Annotated in this window: 19 protein-coding genes; 6 read left to right on the top strand and 13 right to left on the bottom strand. The window is 73.2% G+C overall.

Features of this window, described 5'->3' with window-relative positions:
- Positions 1–17 precede the first annotated feature (17 nt).
- The 6 genes from ABZ810_RS36990 to ABZ810_RS36965 form a co-directional block, all read right to left on the bottom strand.
- A complete protein-coding gene (locus tag ABZ810_RS36990) occupies positions 18–935 on the bottom strand; it encodes a type II secretion system F family protein (RefSeq protein WP_358411293.1) in 918 nt (305 codons plus the stop codon).
- Complete coding sequence (locus ABZ810_RS36985; protein WP_358411291.1) at positions 932–1,885, bottom strand: type II secretion system F family protein; 954 nt, start codon at positions 1,883–1,885, stop codon at positions 932–934. Before ABZ810_RS36985 ends, ABZ810_RS36990 begins: the two co-directional genes overlap by 4 nt.
- Positions 1,885–3,186 carry an ATPase, T2SS/T4P/T4SS family gene (locus ABZ810_RS36980; RefSeq protein WP_358411289.1) on the bottom strand — a complete coding sequence of 434 codons (1,302 nt, stop codon included), beginning with the start codon at positions 3,184–3,186 and terminating at the stop codon, positions 1,885–1,887. The genes ABZ810_RS36985 and ABZ810_RS36980 overlap by 1 nt, the downstream gene beginning before the upstream one ends.
- Positions 3,187–4,095: a hypothetical protein gene (locus ABZ810_RS36975; RefSeq protein WP_358411287.1), complete on the bottom strand. Its 909-nt coding sequence runs from the start codon at positions 4,093–4,095 to the stop codon at positions 3,187–3,189.
- A gap of 2 nt (positions 4,096–4,097) precedes the next feature.
- Positions 4,098–5,000, bottom strand: coding sequence for a hypothetical protein (locus ABZ810_RS36970; RefSeq protein WP_358411285.1), 903 nt, complete (start codon positions 4,998–5,000; stop codon positions 4,098–4,100).
- A gap of 242 nt (positions 5,001–5,242) precedes the next feature.
- Positions 5,243–5,944: a TetR/AcrR family transcriptional regulator gene (locus ABZ810_RS36965; protein WP_358411284.1), complete on the bottom strand. Its 702-nt coding sequence runs from the start codon at positions 5,942–5,944 to the stop codon at positions 5,243–5,245.
- A gap of 130 nt (positions 5,945–6,074) precedes the next feature.
- On the opposite strand from ABZ810_RS36965, the gene ABZ810_RS36960 reads away from it, so the two are divergent.
- Positions 6,075–6,995, top strand: coding sequence for an NAD-dependent epimerase/dehydratase family protein (locus ABZ810_RS36960; protein WP_358411282.1), 921 nt, complete (start codon positions 6,075–6,077; stop codon positions 6,993–6,995).
- Positions 6,996–7,113: 118 nt separating this feature from the next.
- Entirely contained in the window at positions 7,114–11,787 is a 4,674-nt protein-coding gene (locus tag ABZ810_RS36955; RefSeq protein ID WP_358411280.1) for an FtsK/SpoIIIE domain-containing protein, read from the top strand.
- A 24-nt stretch (positions 11,788–11,811) separates the two neighbouring features.
- Here the strand turns inward: ABZ810_RS36955 and ABZ810_RS36950 are convergent, their stop codons facing one another.
- A complete protein-coding gene (locus ABZ810_RS36950; RefSeq protein WP_358411278.1) occupies positions 11,812–11,976 on the bottom strand; it encodes a hypothetical protein in 165 nt (54 codons plus the stop codon).
- 76 nt (positions 11,977–12,052) lie between these two features.
- On the opposite strand from ABZ810_RS36950, the gene ABZ810_RS36945 reads away from it, so the two are divergent.
- Positions 12,053–13,255 (top strand): pyridoxal-phosphate dependent enzyme, encoded by a 1,203-nt coding sequence (locus ABZ810_RS36945; RefSeq protein ID WP_358411276.1) that lies wholly within the window; start codon positions 12,053–12,055, stop codon positions 13,253–13,255.
- Between the two features lie 42 nt (positions 13,256–13,297).
- On the opposite strand, the gene ABZ810_RS36940 is transcribed toward ABZ810_RS36945, so the two are convergent.
- Positions 13,298–14,065, bottom strand: a complete 768-nt coding sequence (locus ABZ810_RS36940) for an MOSC N-terminal beta barrel domain-containing protein (RefSeq protein WP_358411274.1) — start codon at positions 14,063–14,065, stop codon at positions 13,298–13,300.
- A gap of 274 nt (positions 14,066–14,339) precedes the next feature.
- Positions 14,340–14,612 (bottom strand): WXG100 family type VII secretion target, encoded by a 273-nt coding sequence (locus ABZ810_RS36935; protein WP_358411272.1) that lies wholly within the window; start codon positions 14,610–14,612, stop codon positions 14,340–14,342.
- 318 nt (positions 14,613–14,930) lie between these two features.
- Here ABZ810_RS36935 and ABZ810_RS36930 point away from each other — a divergent pair, with 318 nt between their 5' ends.
- Positions 14,931–15,725, top strand: coding sequence for an SAM-dependent methyltransferase (locus ABZ810_RS36930; RefSeq protein WP_358411270.1), 795 nt, complete (start codon positions 14,931–14,933; stop codon positions 15,723–15,725).
- A 33-nt stretch (positions 15,726–15,758) separates the two neighbouring features.
- Here ABZ810_RS36930 and ABZ810_RS36925 read toward each other — a convergent pair whose 3' ends face one another.
- On the bottom strand, positions 15,759–16,301 hold the full coding sequence (locus ABZ810_RS36925; protein WP_358411268.1) for a hypothetical protein: 543 nt from the start codon (positions 16,299–16,301) through the stop codon (positions 15,759–15,761).
- 153 nt (positions 16,302–16,454) lie between these two features.
- On the opposite strand from ABZ810_RS36925, the gene rpmG reads away from it, so the two are divergent.
- Together rpmG and ABZ810_RS36915 are read left to right on the top strand one after the other, a co-directional pair.
- The gene (rpmG, locus tag ABZ810_RS36920) at positions 16,455–16,619 is read left to right on the top strand and encodes a 50S ribosomal protein L33 (protein WP_358411266.1); all 165 of its coding nucleotides are present in this window, start codon (positions 16,455–16,457) and stop codon (positions 16,617–16,619) included.
- Positions 16,616–16,870: a type B 50S ribosomal protein L31 gene (locus ABZ810_RS36915; RefSeq protein WP_358411264.1), complete on the top strand. Its 255-nt coding sequence runs from the start codon at positions 16,616–16,618 to the stop codon at positions 16,868–16,870. Before rpmG ends, ABZ810_RS36915 begins: the two co-directional genes overlap by 4 nt.
- Before the next feature lie 131 nt (positions 16,871–17,001).
- Here ABZ810_RS36915 and ABZ810_RS36910 read toward each other — a convergent pair whose 3' ends face one another.
- From ABZ810_RS36910 to ABZ810_RS36900, 3 genes are all read right to left on the bottom strand, one after another.
- Positions 17,002–17,313, bottom strand: coding sequence for a hypothetical protein (locus ABZ810_RS36910; RefSeq protein ID WP_358411262.1), 312 nt, complete (start codon positions 17,311–17,313; stop codon positions 17,002–17,004).
- Positions 17,314–17,317: 4 nt separating this feature from the next.
- The gene (locus ABZ810_RS36905; RefSeq protein ID WP_358411260.1) at positions 17,318–18,346 is read right to left on the bottom strand and encodes an SPFH domain-containing protein; all 1,029 of its coding nucleotides are present in this window, start codon (positions 18,344–18,346) and stop codon (positions 17,318–17,320) included.
- 143 nt (positions 18,347–18,489) lie between these two features.
- Positions 18,490–19,041, bottom strand: coding sequence for a helix-turn-helix domain-containing protein (locus ABZ810_RS36900; protein ID WP_358411258.1), 552 nt, complete (start codon positions 19,039–19,041; stop codon positions 18,490–18,492).
- Positions 19,042–19,129 lie beyond the last annotated feature (88 nt).

The raw sequence follows: 19,129 nt of genomic DNA, 5'->3' as shown, positions 1-19,129 counted from the left end.
AGGGGTCATTGCCGAGGTCATGAGGCCATCACCCGCATCACGGCCGGGTAGACCAGGAAGACGAGGAAGCCGGCGCACAGGAAGAGCTGCGCCACCAGCATCGACTGGGAACGTTCGCCGGCCTTGCCCTCGAGCTCGGACAGCTCGCGGCTGCGCATCGAGGCGGCCCGGGCCGACAGCGACTTGCGCACCTGGGCGCCGTCGTCGGCGACCAGCGCCAGCGCGCCCGCCAGGTCGCGCAGCTCGGCGATGTCGAGCTCGTCGCCGAGCCCGCCGAGCGCCTGCCACGGCGTCTGGCCGGTGATGCGCGCGTTCGACAGCGCGTCCCTGATGCGCAACATCGCCCAGCCGTCGCCGATCGCGGACGCGGTCATCAGGGCCTCCGGGACGCCGCGGCCGCCGGAGAGGTTCATCGACACCAGGTCGAGGAACGCGCCGACGACGTGCCGGAAGTCCTGGCGGCGGGCGGCGGCCTCCTGGCGCAGGTTGACGTCAGGGAAGAAGAAGAACGCGGCCGCGAAGACGCCGCACAACCAGACCGGGATCTGGAACGAGGAGCCGATGCCGAGCAGCGTGAAGTAGGCGACGACGACCGGGATGAACAGCAGCGCGGCGGCGGGCAGCATGAACTTCGTCGCCAGGAAGCCTTCGAGCGACCGGTCGGTGATGGCCAGGTCGGCGCGCACCGAGCGCAGCTGCCAGCCCCGGGACTCGCAGAGCCGGACCAGCTCGCGGCCGACCTTGGCGCGCAGGCCGCCGACCTTTTCCAGGGTGGGCGACATGCGGCTGCGGGCGGCGGCCTCCTGCTCCCGGCGCCGGGCGGCGTCGAACGCGGCGAGCCGGGCCGCGATGCCGGGGCGGGGCGGGAAGAGCGCGCGGACGAGCGCGTAGAGGCCGAGGCCGACGACCGCTCCGGCGAGCATCGCCGCGTTCATGACTGGCCACCTCCACCCGCGTCCATGGTGTGCCGGCCGCGCAGCGGCTCGCCCTGCCAGCCGGCGACGGTGCGCGGCATCTCGCCGGGAACGCCGGGACGGGGGTCGCCGCCGAGGAAACGGCTGGGCAGCTCGTGCTTGGAGAGCCGGCGCAACCACAGGAAGCCCGCCGCGTACAGCCCGATGACCAGGCACAACACCAGCTGCCCGAGGAAGTCGTCGTACGGCTCGACGTAGGAGTGGTTGAAGATCGCCAGCAGCAGCGCGGTGCCGACCGAGACGCCGACGACGATGCGCACGCTGCGCCGGGTGGAGCGGCGGTCGGCCTCGACGCGGCGCCGCATGTCGAGCTCGGCGCGGGCGGACGTGGACAGCGCGCCGAGCATGTCGCGCAGGCCGGGGCCGCGCAGCTTGGCGTTGAGGACGAGCGCCGCGATCACCAGGTCGGCGGACGGGTCGTCGAGGTCGTCGGCGAAGCGGCGGAGCGCCTCGGGCATCGGCACCCGGGTGTGCAGCCGGTCGACGAGCGTGCGCAGCGGCTGCTGGAGGGCGGGGGCGGCGGCGCGCAGGGACGCCGGGATGGCCTGCTCCAGGCCGACCGCGCCGGCGATGGTGTCGCGCAGCGACTCGGTCCAGGCGGCGAGCGCCTCGAGGCGGACCATGGCCTTGCGCTCCTCGGTGGCGCCTCCCGCCAGGCCGTTCCAGGCGAGCACCAGCACGCCGGTGCCGATCGCGGCGACCGGCCAGCGGGTGAGGATCAGGACGAGCAGCCCGACGATGACCGCGATCGCGGTGCGGGTCGTCAGGGTCCTGACGAGCTCTTCGCGGCTGCGCCCGCGGACCGGGCCCGGACGCCGCGGCAGCCCGCGGATCGCGACGAAGAGCAGGAGGACCCCGCCGCCGAGCAGCCCGCCGGCGACGATCGCGAACAGCACGTCGGGTGCGTACATCACCACACACCCCCCAGCGAGGTGTCGTAGCCGAACGGGGCCAGCTCGTCGGCGCACGCGATGGGAGCGGCGGGCACCGCCTGCCCGTCCGGGCCGATCGCGAAGATCTCCGAGGACAGCACCCTGCCGTCGCAGCCGGTGACCTCGCGGACGCTGGCCACGTAGCGCCGCAGCCGGCCGCCGCTGGCGTACTCGTTGCGCTTCTCGATGAAGACGACGAAGTCGATGGCGCCCGCGATGAGCATGTGGGTGGCCTCGACGGGCAGGCGTTCGACCGACTGGATCGCGTAGGTCGCGATGCGGTTGAACACCTCCATCGAGGAGTTGGCGTGGATCGTCGACAACGAGCCGTCGTTGCCCTGCGTCATCGCGTTGAGCATCGTGACGATCTCGTCGCCGAGCACCTCGCCGACGATGACGCGGGAGGGGTTCATGCGCAGCGACCGGCGGACGAGCTCGGCCATCGTGATCGAGCCCTGGCCCTCGGAGTTGGGCAGCCGCTGCTCGAACGCCACGCAGTTGGGGTGCAGCTCGGGGAAGGCGTCCAGCCCCAGCTCCAGGGCACGTTCCACGGTGATGAGGCGCTCGTGCTGCGGGATCTCGTTGGCGATCGCGCGCAGCAGCGTCGTCTTGCCCGCGTTGGTGGCCCCGGCGATCATGATGTTCTTGCGGGCCTGCACGGCCGCCCGGAAGAACGAGCCGACCTCGGGCGTGAACGTGCCGTTGCCGATCAGGTCGGCCAGGAACACCTTGCCGAGGCGGGCGCGGCGGATCGACAGCGCGGGCCGCACGGTCACGTCCATCACCGCCGACAGCCGGGAGCCGTCGGGCAGCCGCAGGTCGAGCTGCGGGTTGGCGGTGTCGAACGGGCGGGACGACAGGCCGCTGTAGGCGGCGAGTATCTGGATGAGCTCGACGAGCTCCTCGTCGGTCTCGGCGACCGGCTCGCCCATGACCTCGCGGCCGTCGGCGTAGCCGATGAAGACCCGGTCGCACCCGTTGATGTCGATGTTCTCGATCTCGGGGTCCTCGAGCAGCGGCTGCAGCCGGCCGACGCCGAAGAGCGCGGCGTGCACGCCCGCGGCGAGCGCCTCCTCCTCTTCGGCGTTGGGCGGGCGGCGGCCCGCGGTCAGCTCGCCACGCGCGAACTCCTCGAGCACCTGCCCGATGAGCGCCCGCGCGAACTGCCGCTCGTCCTCGCCGGACATCGGCGCGAGCCCGCTGGCGGCGTCCAGCCTGCGCTGCTGGGCCAGCCGGTCGCCGACCTCCTGGCGCAACCGCTTGACGAGGCCGTGGTCCACCTACCGACTCCCCTTCTCGTGCCGGCCGGCCGGCTGCGGGACGGGCGCGCGCGGCTCCTGCCGGTGCCCGGGCGGGCCGACGCGCAGCGCGGAGATGCGGGCCGCCAGCTCGCCGGCGACCTCGCGGGCGGAACGGATGAGCAGCGACCGGTCGAGCCGCCCGCCCCAGCTGCCCGCCAGCAGCTCGGCGCCCTTGGGGTCGAGCGCGAGGCCGCCGAGCACCGACACGTTCGGCGGCGGCGGGCCCGCGGCGGGCACGGCGTCGGCCGCCTGGCGGCCCTGCGCGCTGCTGATGATGCGGTCGACCTCGGCCACCTGCCCGCGGAAGTCGCGCGGGTCGGCCAGCACGATGACGCCGATCGGCGGCCCGCCGCGCAGGTCTTCGGACAACGCCGCGACACGTTCGCGCAGATGCGCGACCTGTTCGAGGGTGGCGCGGGTGAACAGCAGGACCATGTCGGCCTCGCGCATGAGGTCGACCAGCGGGGTGCCCGCGCCGAGCCGACCGCAGTCGGCGAGCACGTCCACCGGGTCGAGGCCGGCGAACGCGCGGCCCAGCGGCCCCCACAGCCAGGTCATGCCCTGGGCCTGCTCGGCGCCGGTGAGGCCCACGAGCACGTCGAGGCCGCCGACGAGCCGCTGGCAGTGCTCGGCGATCTGTTCCGGGCGCAGGCCGCGGCGCGCGGTGGCGGCGAGGCTGAGCAGGCCGCGGGACGGGTTGAGCATCGCGCCGGGCCCGGCCGCGCCGTCGTCGCCGGGCGCCGCGGCGGGCAGCCGGTAGACCAGGTCGCCGCCGGCCTGGTCGCACTCGGCGACGAGCACCGGACGCGGCCACACCGCGCCGAGCGCGACGGCCGCCGTCGTGACGCCCGGCGCCCCCTTGTCGGCCGCGAGCGCGATGAGTGCCACGGTCAGTTCCCGCCCGCTCCTGTGGTCGTTCCGTTGCCGGTGCCCGTGCCCGTTCCGGTGCCGGTGCCCGTGCCGGTCCCGTTGCCCGGGTCCGGCGTGCCGTTGCCGGGGCTCGGCGTCGTGCCGGAGCCGGGGGCGGGCTGCTGCGGCGCCGCCTGGACGGATTCGGGAAGGAGCGCGAGCGCCACCGCGCCCGCCGAGGCCGCCTGCGCCAGCGCCGGCGCCTCGTTGGGCAGGACGGAGACCGAGACCGCGGTCAGGTCGCCGCGCAGCCGGTCGGTCTTGCTCGTGGTGCCGCCGATCTCCAGGACGTAGGCGTCGGTCGACAACACCGTGCCGGGGCGCGGGCCGGCCGAACCGGAACCGGTGCCGACCGCGTAGAGGCTGACCCGGCTGCCGTTGCGGAGCTCCCTGGTCGTGGGGAGCTGGCCCGGTTTGAGGGACAGCCCGACGATGACCCGGCCCCTGGCCGCCTCGGGGAGCTCGCTGACCATGCCGTTGGTCAGCAGCGCGCCGTTGACGAGCGGCACGGAGGCGTAGGTCTTGGTGACCGCGAAGCGCTCGTCCCAGCGGATGTAGTACTCGACGCCGGTGTCGCCGACCTGCACCTCCTGGAGCGCGCTCAGCGGGATGCGCTGGCCCGCCGCCACGGGCTGGACGATGCGGATGGCCGAGACCCGCTGGCCGCTGGCCATCACCAGGTACGCGCTGGTCAGCGCGCCGCCGAGGATGAGCAGGACGGCGAGCGCGGCGAGCGCGGGTTTGCGTTCGCGGGGTGCGACGGGGAGCCGCTGGCCGCCGGAGGACCCGAGCCCTGACTGGCCGAGCCCCGCCCGAGCGGCCCCGGTGCTGCCACCGGTTCCTGCGGAGACACCGCCCGCGACGGCCGACTGGTTGTTCTTCATCGCCTGGCCAAGCGCTCCTTCCGCCCCCGGCGAGCCCCGCGTCCCACGAGACCCCTTGTCGCCGGGCGATCCATGCTTGCGGTGCTCGCGACGCCACGTCAATGGATTCGGCGAGGTGAAGCCGCACCGTGACGCGGAGTGTGGTCATGACCAGCACGTTCTCCGGTCACATCCGTTCTTACGCCCAGTCACATGCGTCACTGACATCACCTGAAAGGGGCGGCCCGTTAACAGGGAATGGGTCAGAACGTGAATCCGACGAGCCGGCCGAGCGTCGCCACGGTGTGATCGAAATACGCGTCCCGCTCGGTCACGACGTTCTCGAACTGGCCGAAGAGCTCGAAGCTCACCGTCCCGTAGACGCCCGCCCACGCGATCAGAGCGCGCGCCACGATGTCGTCCGGCACGTTCATCTGCACGATCGCCCGGCCCCGTTCGAGGTCACCGGCGATGGCGGCGGGCGCCGCCGGCAGGCCGGGCGGCGGGTCGAGCACACCGGCCTCGTGGGCCTCGGTGACGATGCGCGCGAAGATCAGGGTGTCGCGGACCGCGGCCCGCACGGTGTCCTCCGGGGCCTTGTAGCCGGGCACCGGCGAGCCGTAGATCAGGGCGTACTCGTGCGGGTGCTCCAGCGCCCAGGCGCGGATGGCCCGGCAGACCGCCAGCCATCGGCCCGCGTGGTCGCCCGGGTCGCCGGCGGCGTAGGCGCGCTCGACGACCTCGCCGACCGCGTCGTAGCCGTCGATGATCAGCGCCGTCAGCAGATCGTCGCGGCTGGGGAAGTAGCGGTAGATCGCCGAGGAGACCATCCCCATCTCGCGGGCCACCGCGCGCAGCGACAACCCGGTCGCGCCCTCGGTGGCCAGCCGCCTGCGGGCGATCTCGGTGATCTCGTGGATCAGCTCCGCCCGGACCCGTTCCCGTGCCGTACGACTCGCGCTCATGGACCGAGGTTAGCAGAGCGGCGAACTTAAACGAGAGCACTGCTCTTGACAACACTGCTCACGAGAGAGAGCATTGCTCTCGTTACAGAGCACAGATCTGAACCACGGATCCGGATACAGGGAGGCCCTCATGGGCAAGCACGTGATCGTCGGCGCCGGGCAGGTCGGCGCGCACCTCGCCGCGAAGTTGCTGGGCATGGGCCACGAGGTCACCGTCGTCACCCGCTCGGGCTCCGGCCCGGACGGCGTGCGCAAGGTCGCCGCGAGCGCCGCCGACCGCGACCGCCTGGTCCAGGTGACGCGCGGCGCCGACGCCCTCTACAACTGCATGAACCCGCGCTACCACGAGTGGCCGCAGGTGTGGCCGCCCGTCGCGGCCTCGCTGCTCGGCACCGCCGAGCAGACCGGCGCGGCCCTGGTCACGCTCGGGAACCTCTACATGTACGGCCCGGCGGGCGGCCGGCCGATGACCGAGGACCTGCCGATGGACGCCCCCGGCACCAAGGGCCGCATCCGGGCGAGGATGTGGGAGGACATGATCGCCTCGCACCGCGCCGGACGGGCCCGCGTCACCGAGCTCCGCGCGTCCGACTACTACGGCCCGGGCAGCTCGGACCAGGCGTACGTCGGCACCGTGCGCTTCGTCCGGCCGCTGCTGGCGGGCAAGCGCGTCACCTTCCTCAGCGACCCGTCCATCCCGCACGCCTGGACCTACACGCCGGACGTCGCCACCGCGCTCGCCGTCGCCGGCACCGACGAACGCGCGCTGGGCCGCGTCTGGCACGTCCCGACCGGGCCGGCCGTCTCGGCCAGGGAGTTCGGCGAGCGGCTGTGCGAGCTGGCCGGCGCCCCCGCGCCGCGCATCGGCCGCCTGCCCCGGCCCGTCTTCAACGCCATCGGGCTGGCCGTCCCGATGATGCGCGAGTTGCAGGAGACGCGGTACCAGTTCGACGAGCCGTACCGCCTTGACTCCTCGGCGTTCGAGACCACCTTCGGAGTCAGGCCGACCCCGCTCGACGACGGGCTTAGGGCGGTCATCGCCGCGGCTTAAGGGCCCGACCCGTGCCGTCCGTGTCGTCCCGGACCGTTGTCAGGGCGTCTGTAATTAAGCTGACCCCCGAACGGCAGCGCCGCCCCGGAAGCGGGGCGGCGCACTCTGGAGGGGCTGAATGCGGATCTCGTTCACGGCGCTGACCGGTCAGGGACCCCGGGATGTCGTGGTCGACGTCGACTCCGACGCGACCGTGGACGGCGTCGCCCGGTCGCTCGCCGCCACCCTGGACAACGGCGGCGCCTCCTCCCCCGGCCCCGCGCGGGACGCAGGCACCACGCTGGACGCAGGCACCACGCTGGACGCCGCGTCCGCGTACACGCCGCGCTTCTCCAAAGAGGCCACGGTCGCGCAGACCGCCGCCACCCGCGTCCCGGCCCCGCGGGCCGACACCCGCAAGGGCGAGCGGCACTCGTTGTGGATGAACGGGCGGATGCTCGACCCGCAGGCGCCCGCCCTCAAGGAGCTGCGCGACGGCGCGGTCGTCACCGTCGAGCAGCGCACCGCCGCCGCCACCGTGCTGGCCGAGCCGACCGGGCTGGTGGAGGTGCGGGTGGTGAGCGGCCCGTCGGCAGGATCGGTGCACCGGCTCGGCCTCGGCACCACCACGCTCGGCTCGGGCCGGGCGGGCGACGACGTCGACGTCGCGCTCGACGACCCCGCCGTCCCGGCCCGGTCGTTGCGGATCACCGTCGAGCCGCACGCCGTCACCGTCGAGGCGTCCACCCAGACCATGTCGCGCGGTGCCGTGCTCGACGGCGAGGCGCTGACCGTCCCGACCACCTGGCCGCAGGGCGGCATGCTCGCCCTCGGCGGCAGCGTCCTCACGCTGGCGCGGAGCGCGGCGCCCGACACCCACCTCGAACCGCTGCCGGAGGGCGGCCTGGCGTTCAACCGGCCGCCGCGGCTGCACCCGGCGCACCGGACGCGCCGGATCGAGGTGCCCAAGCGGCCCGAGCGCAACCCGCGCGAGCGGCTGCGGCTCTTCGGCGCGCTGCTGTTCTCCGCGTTCGGGCTCGTGATGGCGTTCGGGCTCGGCCAGTGGTGGTGGGCGCTGTTCGCGCTGGCCTGGCCGGTGATGACGGTCGGCGAGTGGATCGGCGACCGGATGCACGGGCGCAAGTCGTACAAGAAGGCGCTCAAGGAGTACCAGCGCAAGAACGCCGAGTTCGGCGGCGAGCTCGACCGGCTGCGCCGGGAGGACCAGGACGAGCGCCGCGCCGTCCACCCCGACCCCGCCGAGGTGCTGCTGACCGCGACCGGGCCGCGCCGCCGCCTCTGGGAACGCCGCGCCGACGACCCCGACGTCCTGCACCTGCGGCTCGGCCTCGCCGACCTGCCCGCGCGCGTCGAGCTGGCCGGGCTGGAGTCCGCCGGCCCCGAGACCGGCGAGATCTCGGTCCCGACGGCACGGCTCGTCCCGGTCGCGCTGCCGCTGCCCGACCTGGGCGTGATCGGCCTGACCGGCGCGTCGGCCGAGTCGAGGCCGGCCTCCCGGGCCCTGGCCCGCTGGCTCGTCGCGCAGGCCGCCGCCCTGCACAGCCCCCGCGACCTGTCCATCGTCGTGTTGTGCGCCGACCCGGCGGCCGAGGAGGAGTGGAACTGGGTGCGCTGGCTCCCGCACGCCGCGCCGCGCGAGGGCGAGGAGTGCACGGCGCTGGTCGGCACCGACCCCGAGTCGGTCGCGCACCGCATCACCGAGCTCGCCATCCGCGTCTCCGAACGGCGCCGCGCCGCCCAGGCCGCCTCGTCCTCGGGGTTCTTCGGCCAGGGCAGGCCGCCGGAGGCGGTCCCGTACAACGTCCTCATCGTGCTCGACGGCGCGCGGCAGCTGCGGCGCTCGCCGGGCATGCCGATGTTGCTGCAGCGCGGCTCGGAGTACGGGCTGTACGCGATCTGCGTCGACGACGAGGAACGGCTCCTGCCCGAGGAGTGCCGGGCCGTCGCCGCGTGGGACCCCGAACGCCCCGAGACGTTGCGCCTGCGCGGCCAGGGCCTCGACGTGCTCGGCCCCGTCCTGGCCGACCAGGTCCCGCCCGCGTGGACCGACCGGGTGGCCCGCGCGCTCGCGCCGGTACGGGACGTGTCGCGCGAGGACTCCGCCGAGGCCATCCCGGCCGAGGCGCGGCTGCTGGACCTGCTCGACATGTCCGATCCGACCCCCGAGCACGTGCTGCGCGCCTGGACCTCCACCGGAGGACGTTCCACCCGCGTGCCGATCGGCGTCGGCACCGACGGGGCGCACGCGATCGATCTGAGCGCCGACGGGCCGCACGGCCTGATCGCCGGGACGACCGGCGCGGGCAAGTCCGAGCTGCTGCAGACGCTCATCGCCTCGCTCGCCCTGGCCAACCGGCCGGACGAGATGACGTTCGTGCTCATCGACTACAAGGGCGGCGCCGCGTTCAAGGACTGCGCCAAGCTGCCGCACACCGTCGGCATGGTCACCGACCTCGACGGCCACGCCACCGAGCGCGCCCTGGAGTCCCTCTCGGCCGAGCTGCGGCGCCGCGAGGAGATCCTGCTGGGCGTCGGCGCCAAGGACATCGAGGACTACAACGACCTGCGCACCATGAAGGCCCACCCCGAGCAGGGCCACTCGTTCACGCGCAGCGACCTCGCGCCGATGCCGCGCCTCGTCCTGGTGATCGACGAGTTCGCGGCGATGGTCACCGAGCTGCCCGACTTCGTGACCGGGCTGGTCGACATCGGCCGCCGGGGCCGGTCGCTCGGCGTGCACCTGATCCTGGCGACGCAGCGCCCGGCCGGCGTCGTGACCGCCGACATCCGCGCCAACACCAACCTGCGCATCGCGCTGCGGGTCACCGACCCGGACGAGTCGACCGACGTGCTCGACGCCCCCGACGCCGCGCAGATCTCCAAGGCGACGCCCGGCCGCTGCTACATCCGTTCCGGCGCGTCCTCGCTGCACGCGGTGCAGTCGGCGCGGATCGGCGGGCGCCGTCCCGGCACCGGGCCGGCCACCTCCGCGCCGTCCGCGACCGTCCTGCCGGTGCCGTGGCAGGGCCTCGGCCGCCCGCTGCCCACCCCGCGCGAGGCGCCGGACGACGCGGACGCGGGGATGGTCACCGACCTGAGCGTCCTCGTGCAGGCGATCGCCGAGGCGGCCCGCCGCGAGGGCGTCGAGCGGCAGCCGTCGCCGTGGCTGACGCCGCTGCCCGACAAGATCCGGCTGACGCCGCGGACGGCCGCGGGCGGCTCGGTCGTGGACGTCGCGCCGATCCCGTTCGGCATCACCGACCTGCCCGCCGTCCAGTCGCGCGAGCCGCTGATCCTGGATCTGGCCCGCGGCGGCCACCTCTACATCGCCGGATCCGCCCAGTCCGGGCGCTCGACGGCGCTCCGCACGATCGCGGGATCGCTGGCCGGGGCCTGCTCCCCCTACGACGCGCACCTCTACGCCATCGACTGCGGCGCCAACGCGCTGATGCCGATCGTCTCGCTGCCGCACTGCGGCGCGGTCGTCGGCCGCGACCAGCTCGACCGGGTCGAGCGCCTCGTCACCGCGCTGTCGTCGGAGGTCGCGCGCCGCCAGCAGCTCCTCGCCGAGGCGGGGTTCTCCTCCCTGGCCGAGCAGCGCGCCGCGGTCGCGGCACCCGACCGGCTCCCGTGGATGGTGCTGCTGCTCGACCGCTGGGAGGGCTTCGTCGGCGCGTTCGAGCACTACGACTACGGCCGGCTGGTGGACGCCGTGCTGCGGCTGCTGCGCGAGGGCGCGGCGGTGGGCCTGCGCGCCGTCTTCACCGGTGACCGTTCCGGCTTGTCCGGGCAGGTGTCCACGGTGTTCGACCGCCGCCTGATCCTGCGCATGGCCGACCCGAACGACTACGGCTACGCGGGCCTTCAGGAGAAGCAGGTGCCCGCCGCGATGCCGCCCGGCCGCGCGCTGGAGGCGACCGGCCCCGCCGCGCCGCCGCGCGAGTCGCAGATCGGCCTGCTGGGCGACGACCCGTCCGGCACCGCCCAGGTCGCCGCGCTGCAGGACATCGCCCGTACGTGCGTCACCCGCTACGGCCGGCTGCCCCGCAAGCAGCGGCCGCTGCACGTCGACGAGCTCCCGGTGCGGGTGACCTACCGCGAGGCGATGGCGCTCGACCAGGAGCACCTCGCGCCGTCCGCGTTGTGGGCGCTGGTCGGCGTGGGCGGCGACACGCTCGCGCCGGTCGGCGTCGACCTGCTGAACGAGGGTCCCGGCTTCGTGGTCGCCGGCCCGGCGCGGTCGGGCCGTTCCACCACGCTCCGCACCATCGTCCAGTCGCTGCTCGACCCGGCCGTCGCCGGCGGCCTCTGCCCGGTCGTCCTGGTCACGCCGCGGCGGTCGCCGCTGCGGCTGCTCGACGGCCGTCCCGGCGTCCTCGGGGTGCTCACCGCCGACGCCGAGGAGGAGGACCTCACCGCCGCGATCGGCGACGAGCACCGCTACGTCGTCGTGGTCGACGACGCCGAGCTGCTGGACGAGACCGAGCTCGACGACGCCCTGCGCAACGTCCTGCGCACCGCACGCGACGGCGAGCACGCGGTGGTCCTCGGCGGCACGACCGAGGACCTCGGCCGCGGCTACCGGGGTTTCCTGTCCGACACGCGGCGGTCCCGTTCGGGCCTGCTGCTGTCGGTCGACAGCCCCGAGGACGGCGACCTCTTCGGCCTGCGCCTGCCGCGCAACGCCACGCTCGGCGGCCCGACCGGCCGCGGCCTGCTGGTCGCCGTGGGTGCCACGACGCAGATCCAGGTGGCCCTGCCGCCGCCGGTGGGCGGCGACCGCGGCGAGTAGGGCGTGTCCCGGCGCCGGGCGGGCTCAGAGGGTGATGTCGAGAGCGGCGAGGCGTTCGCGGTCGGCGAGGATGTCGATGGCGACGACCTTGCCGTTGACGGTCGCGGGCCGCGAGATCCGGTACGCCGCCGACTTGAGGTGGGTGCGGTGGCCTTCGAAGCGCTCCGCCAGCCGGTCGTTCTCGTCCACGTTCCGGATCGTAGCCCGCGAGGTCAGCGGCCCGCGGGCGGGGGCTCCCAGCTCGGGTTTCATAGACTCCGGGCGTATGACCTTGAGCTCTCTCGCCAACGGCCAGCGTTCCCTCTTCGACAGGGACGTCCGGTATCCGCTGACCCCGCCGCTCACCCTGGGCTGCCCCAAGACGAGCACGGCGGACGTCGCCTACCCCGTCGAGGTCGACTACGACTACGACCGCGTGCCGCGCGAGCTGTTCGACCAGCGTCCGGGCGGCCTCGACCAGTGGGCGCCGCTCCTGCCGCCGCTGGCGGCGCCGGGGCTCGGCGAGGGCGGGACGCCGCTGATCCAGCTCGAGGACGGGATCTTCGTCAAGGACGAGTCCCGCAACCCGACCTGGAGCCACAAGGACCGCATCAACCGGTGCACCGTCAGCGCGGCCACGACGATCGGCGCCCCCGGCGTGGTCGTCGCGTCGTCCGGCAACCACGGCGCGTCCGCCGCCGCGTTCGCCGCCCGCGCGGGCCTGCCCTGCGTCGTGCTCGCCACCGCGGACACGCCGCCCGCCGTCGGCACGTTCGTCAGCGCGTACGGCGCCGCGGTCCTGCCGGTCGCCAAGGAGGAACGCCGGCCGCTGATGCGCCGCATCGTGGACGAGCTCGGCTTCCACCCGCTGAGCAACCTGACGGACACGCACACCGGGCACGCCTACGGGCCCGAGGGCTACAAGACGATCGCGTACGAGATCTTCACCGAGATCGGCGTCCCGGCCGCGGTCTTCGTGCCGACCGGGTACGGCGAGGCGTTCTTCGGGGTCTGGAAGGGGTTCGCCGAGCTGCGGCGGCTGGGCCTGACCGACCGCACGCCCCGCATGTTCTCGTGCGAGCCCGCGGCGGGCGCCCCGCTGGCGCGCGCGGTCGCCGAGGGCGTCCCGGCCGTCCACCTGAAGGCCGGGCCGACCAGCGCCTACGCGATCGACTGCGACTTCAACGGTTACCGCGGCGTGCTGGCGATCAAGGAGAGCGGCGGCGCGGGGCTGAGCCTCACCGACGACGAGATGCGCGCGGCCCAGCACGATCTCGCCCGCGCCGGGTTGTGGTACGAGCTCTCCTCCGCCGCGGGCCTCGCCGGGCTGCGGCGATCCGGTGAGACGTTCGACGGCCCGGTGGTGTGCGTCGCCACGTCCAGCGGCTTCAAGGACGTCGGCGTCGGCGAGCATCCCCTCGAGGCCGTCGACCCGTCGTGGGAGTCGATCCGCGCGCGGCTGCACGCCGCCGGGATGCCCGGCGCCTGACCGGCGGCGGGCGGGGGCCCGGCGGGAGCGAGGCGCGGCGGGTCAGGCCGAGACCTCGTCTCCCACCCGGATCACCCCGCCCCGCCGCGGCACCCCGAGCCGGCCGAACATGATCGATCGCTGCCCCTCGAAGTCGCGCGCCCGGTAGGAGCCGAGCACCTTGAGCGGCTCGCGCCCGCGCCGCGCGGTCTCCTGGTCGGTGTTGACGATCACGCACCGGCCGGTGGGCCGGATCAGCTCGATCTCCACCTCCCCGACGCGCACGACCCGCAGCCCGTCCTCCGCGTACGGGCCGAGCCCCTCCAGGACCAGGTTGGGACGGAACCGGTCGAGCCCGACCGGCGACTCCAGCCGCGCGTTCAGGTCGTCCAGCGACTCCACCGAGAGCACCGACAGCGGCTCCCCGTCCGCGTACGTCATCAGCCCGCCGCGCCGGGCCCGCCGCTCGCCGGCGAACCGCACGAGCCGGCAGGGCACGTCGAGCACCCCGGCGAGCCATCCGGCCGCCTCGTCCCCCTGGTCCAGCCCGGAGCACTCCTGGCCGTGAACGGTGACCGGCCGCTCGGCCCCGTCCCCCACCTCGTACACCAGCGTCTCGCCGCCCGCCCGGAGAGCCAGCTTGACCCCGTCGAACGAGGGGCGGACCAGCGCGAGCCGCGGGACCTCCCGCTGCGACAGGTGCCGCCCGTCGGGGCGGATCACCATGAACTCCCGGTCGTGCCTCAGCCCGGTCGCGACGACCTCGGCCTCGGGCACCGACGTGCCGCCCGCGCTCTTGACCGGAAAGACGTTCAGTTGCCGAATCCTCACCCGGCGGACGTTACGGCCCCACGCCCCCGCAGACCACACAAAAGCCCACTACCTGACACAAGTCCGTCAGATTGCACGATTTCAGGCCCCGGGCGACGAAAGATGCGGCCACGGTCGGGACCGTGGCCGCATCGAAGTTACGGCGGCATCGAAGATCTGGCCGCACCTATTCACCGGCTCGGCGTGAGGCGCGAACGCCGGCGTTCATCACGGAGGGTCAAGCGCGGGTCCCGGCCTCGGGGGGATGGGCCGGGACCCGCGGTCCAGGGAGGCGTCAGCGCGTGGCCGCCTCGATGTTCTGCTGGGAGCGCTTGATGTCCTGGCCGCCCTGCTCGAGCGCCACGGCCATCTTGTCGAACGCGGCCTTGGCCTCCATCCAGGCGGCACGGAACCGGTCGGCGCCCGGCCCCCACCAGATCTCGTTGCTGGAGACCGTACGGCCGTTGAGGTCCTTGATCAGGGCGTCCAGGTTCCTGGAGTGCTTGCTGAACGTCCGGGACAGGTCTTCCATCGCCCCGATGCTGGCGCCGCGCTTGTCACCGCTCATTGCCCCGTCCCCTTTCGCCGCCCTGCGAAGAATGGCAGAAGCCTACGCCTCACAGATCTCGGCAAGCCACCCTTGTGGCACCCCGCACCTGCCGATTATGGCGATTAACCGAGGGGCCGAGCTGGCCGGATGCGGTCAGGGCGGGCGCCGATCACCGTTACTCTCCGCAGTTGTTTGACGAATAACATTACCGTGCGTCAATTCATGAGCGGCCTAGATAAGGGGGTGAAGAAATGAGCATTCCCGTTGTCCCGGCGTGGCCAAACGTGCGCGCGGAGTGCAAGGATCTCGTGGCAGCAACGAGAATGAGAGCCCGCGATGAGCACGATTCCGCAGATCGACAGCACGGTGCCGCACTCGGCGCGGGTCTGGAACTACCTCCTGGGCGGCAAGGACAACTACCCCGTCGATCGGCTCGCCGCGGACATGCTCTGCGGGATCTTTCCCGGCATGACGACCGTCAGCCGCAACTCCCGGCAGATGCTCACCCGGGTGGTCCGCCATCTGGCCGGAGAGGCGGGCGTCCGGCAGTTCCTGGACATTGGCACGGGGCTCCCGACGGTCGACAACATCCATGAGGTCGCCCAGCGCACGGCCCCCGAATGCCGGGTCGTCTACGTCGACAACGACCCGCTCGTGCTGGCCTACGCGCAGGCCCTGCTGGCGAGCTCCCCCGAAGGCGCGACCGACTACGTCGGGGCCGACGCGCGGGACGCCGACCTCATCGTGCACATGGCGGGCAAGACGCTCGACTTCGCCCAGCCCGTGGCGCTGACGCTCATGGGGCTGCTGGGCCTGATCCCCGACTATGACGAGGCCCGCTCGACCGTCCGGCGGCTGGTGGAGGCGCTGCCCCCGGGCAGCTATCTGGCGATCTACGACGGCACCGACACCGACCCGATGTACGTCGAGGCGATGCGCCGCTACAACACCGGGAGCGGCGCGGTCCCCTACGTGCCGCGCGCCCCGGAGCGCATCGCCGGCTACTTCGAGGGGCTGGAGATCCTGGAGCCCGGCATCGTCCCGGTGACGCGCTGGCGGCCGGACGAGGAGCCGGTGGACGAGGCGCACGAGCTCGTCAGCCTGGGCGGGGTCGGCCGCACGCTCGGCTAGCCCCACCGGCCGTCCGGCGGCGGGCCGGGTCGTTCAGTGGTGGCCGGGGTCGTTCAGGGGGTGCGCGGCCGGGTCCAGGACACGTTCGGCGACCAGAGTGATCTGCTCTCCCCGCGCGGTGAACTCGAAGCGGCGGCGCACCGACTGGGTGAGCCTCCCGTTCTCGTACCGCACCTCGGTGTGCTCGGTGGCCTCGAGCGTGATGCGGTCGCCGCTGCGGACGGCCCGGTCGGCGCTGAGGCGGGTGCGGGCGCCGGTGTAGGCGGGGCCGCCCTCGACGGGCGCGCGGTTGCGGTTCGACAGCTCGCGCACGGCGCGGTCCTGGGCACGGGCGACCCCGGGCGCGATGCGGATGCCGAGGATCTCGGACGGCGCGTGCTGCCGGGCGCGGCGGCGCGGTGTCTGGACCAGCGCCTCCGACCGGCGTTCCAGCAGCGATCTGGCGGCGACGGTGAGCTGCCGGGTCGTCTCGTCGTCCACCGTGGGCGCGCCACCGGCCAGCGGGGCCGAGGAGGGCAGCACCACGCAACCGGCGATGACGACCACCGCCGGCCCGGAACGGAGAACGCGCGCCATCGGACTCCTCTGCTGATCAGTCGCGAACATACACCGGCACAACCCGGTGCGGGAGGGCTCGAACCTGTCCAGAACGGCCTCTTCAGGGCTGGGAATGAAAATGGTTATCGTTATGTTCACACCATCGAGCATCCGTACCCGACAGGAGGTGGCATGGCCAGGAACGAGCTCCGTCCGGTCGTCAGGCTGAAGTCCGCCGCGGGCACCGGTCACACCTACGTGACCACCAAGAACCGCCGGAACGACCCGGACCGCATGACCCTGCGCAAGTACGACCCGATCGTGCGCCGGCACGTGACCTACCGGGAGGAACGATGAAGAAGAGCATCCACCCCGACTACCGCCCCGTCGTCTTCCGCGACCGCGGCGCCGGATTCGCCTTCCTCACCCGGTCGACCGCCGAGACCACGCAGTCGGTCGAGTGGGAGGACGGCGCCACCTACCCCGTCGTCGACGTGGAGGTCTCGTCCGCGAGCCACCCGTTCTACACGGGCAAGAGCCGCGTGATGGACAGCACCGGCGCGGTGGAGAAGTTCAACCGGCGGTACTCCGGCCGCACCCGCGGCTGAAGCCGCGGCCGGCTGCCGCCGCCCCTCCGCAGATTCCCGTGCGCGCCGGGCACCCCGCGTTCCCGTCGCCCGGCGCACATGGGCCTGCCTTTACTCGGCGCGTACTCCGCGCGCCTTCGCACAGGCCGCCTTCACTCGGCCTGGCTCTCCAGCGCGGCCACCCTCGAACGGGCCTGGGCCATGGCCTCGTGGTAACGCGGCTCCCACTCGGGGTCGCCGTCCTGTATCGCCGCGATGACCTGGCGTTGAAGCTCTCCGCCGGCCGCGTCGACCTGGTGGACGATCACGGTGGTGACGCCGTCGGCGGACTCCGACGCCGGCTCCCAGCGTGCCGTCCGCGACGCCGGCCGCGCCTCGCCGGCGCCGCCCCGCAGGCCGTACAGCAGCAGGACCACGACCACGGCGATCAGCGCCACGGCCGCGAGCAGGATGAGGAATCTCACCAGGTCACCTCCTCGGCAGCAGGGCACCGTTGGGGTTGCCGGGCGCGTAGACGGTGATGCCCTGCGGCAACGCCCGCAGTTCCTCGATCCTCGCGCAGGTCGGGCACCTGTTGTAGCCGTCCTGCCGGGCCTTGTTGGCGGCGGCCTCGGCCTTCGCCGTGGCGACCCGCGCCTGCGCCTCGCTGACCTGCGCGAACGCGGCCTGTGCCCGGTCGACGGCGTCCTGCACCTTCTCCGGCAGCGTGATCCGGACGAGGTTGAAGTGGATGTTGGTGACGAAGTCGCCGCCGAGCGTGCTCTTCAGATCCGCGGCCAGGCTGGTGTTGATCGCCTGCTGGACCTTGGCGATGTTGGCGTTGTTGCTCTGCGCCGGCGCGCCCGCCTGCGGCTTCACCTGCGAGCCGGGCAGGGAGGCGTTCTGCACGAGGGCGCACGACGACACCAGCTCGGCGCACCGGAAACTGTTGATCTGGCTGCGCAGGTCGTTGTCGATCACCGGCCGGACGATCTGGCCGAGGAACGCCGACCATCCCTTGTCGCCCTCCCATGCGAAGTAGGAGTCGCCGTCGACGCTGCGGAACTTGCGCGTCCCGAACTTGTCGTCGAACGAGCGCAGCGTGGCGTGGTCGAGGTTGAGCGTGAAGTAGAGCGTGCCCTCGATGCCCATGTTGACGCCGTCGGAGCTCGGCACGGTGACGACGTCGACGCCGTCGCGCTCCTTCTGCGAGGCGTTCGAGGTGATGGTGTAGAAGCGCTGCTGCGCCGGGTACTTGTGCACCTTGGAGTACAGGCCGATCCACGTCCGGCTGGAGCCGGGGTCGACCACCTGGCGGATCCGGTTGTTGTCGAAGAAGCCGCCGTTGCGGACGATGGCGATCTCGCCTCCGCCCGTCCGCTCGTACCCGCTGAGCAGGCCGTTCAGCAACGGCCCGCCCACCAGGACCAGGACGACCGCGATGATGATCGCGTTCCGCCGGCTCGGCGTCCGGGACCGGCGAGCCCCCCGCGCGCCGGCCTCATCCTTGTTCGCCACGACCACGCTCCTCTCAGCCGCCGGGCGATCGGTCCCGGGGGTACCGATCAGACGGCCGGCCACCCCGTCCGGATCCGTGCCGGGACGGGCGGATCGAACGCGATGGGGAGGCGGCCGGAGGCGGCGCGGGCACGGCCCGGCGGTTACCGCATGAGCTGCTGGAACGCGAGCTGCAGAACGCGGGCGCGGCTGTGCGGGCCGTGGTCGGCACGGATCAGGTGGTCGCCGATCCACACCGAGAAGGCGATCATGCTGCGCGCCTCGGCCTCGTCCGCGCCGGCGCCGGCCTCCAGGAACAGCGACCGCAGGTAGTCCATGCGCGTGGTGTCGGTGCGCCGGAGCCGTTCGGCCACCGCCTCGTCGCGGCGGGCCCAGTCGCGGATGGCCAGGTCGGTGGTGACGTCGGTGACCAGCCCCTCGACGGCCGTGCCGAAGAGCCGGCGCAGCCTGGTCCTGGCGTCCCCGCCGCCGCTCTCGGTCCGCCTGATGACCTCGGCCGTCACCTCGCTCTCCCAGGCGTCGAGCATCTCGGTGAGCAGCGCGGCCCGGTCGCCGAAATGCCAGTAGAAGCCGCCCTTGCTGACGCCGAGCGCCTGGGCCAGCGACTCCACGCGCACGGCGTCGGGGCCGCCCGCCGACAACGCCCGCAGGCCGGCCTCGATCCACGCGGCACGTGGCGTACGAGCCACCGCCATGTGTCCCTCCTCACGTCTCCACGTATCTATACGCCACCGTATGGATAGCGTTAACCTCCATCCATACGCCACCGTATGGATGGAGGTT

Source organism: Spirillospora sp. NPDC047279 (genome assembly GCF_040643285.1).
Classification (GTDB): Bacteria; Actinomycetota; Actinomycetes; order Streptosporangiales; family Streptosporangiaceae; genus Spirillospora.
The sequence above is the reverse complement of the archived record's forward strand: the minus strand, read 5'-3'. Positions and strand labels throughout refer to the sequence as shown.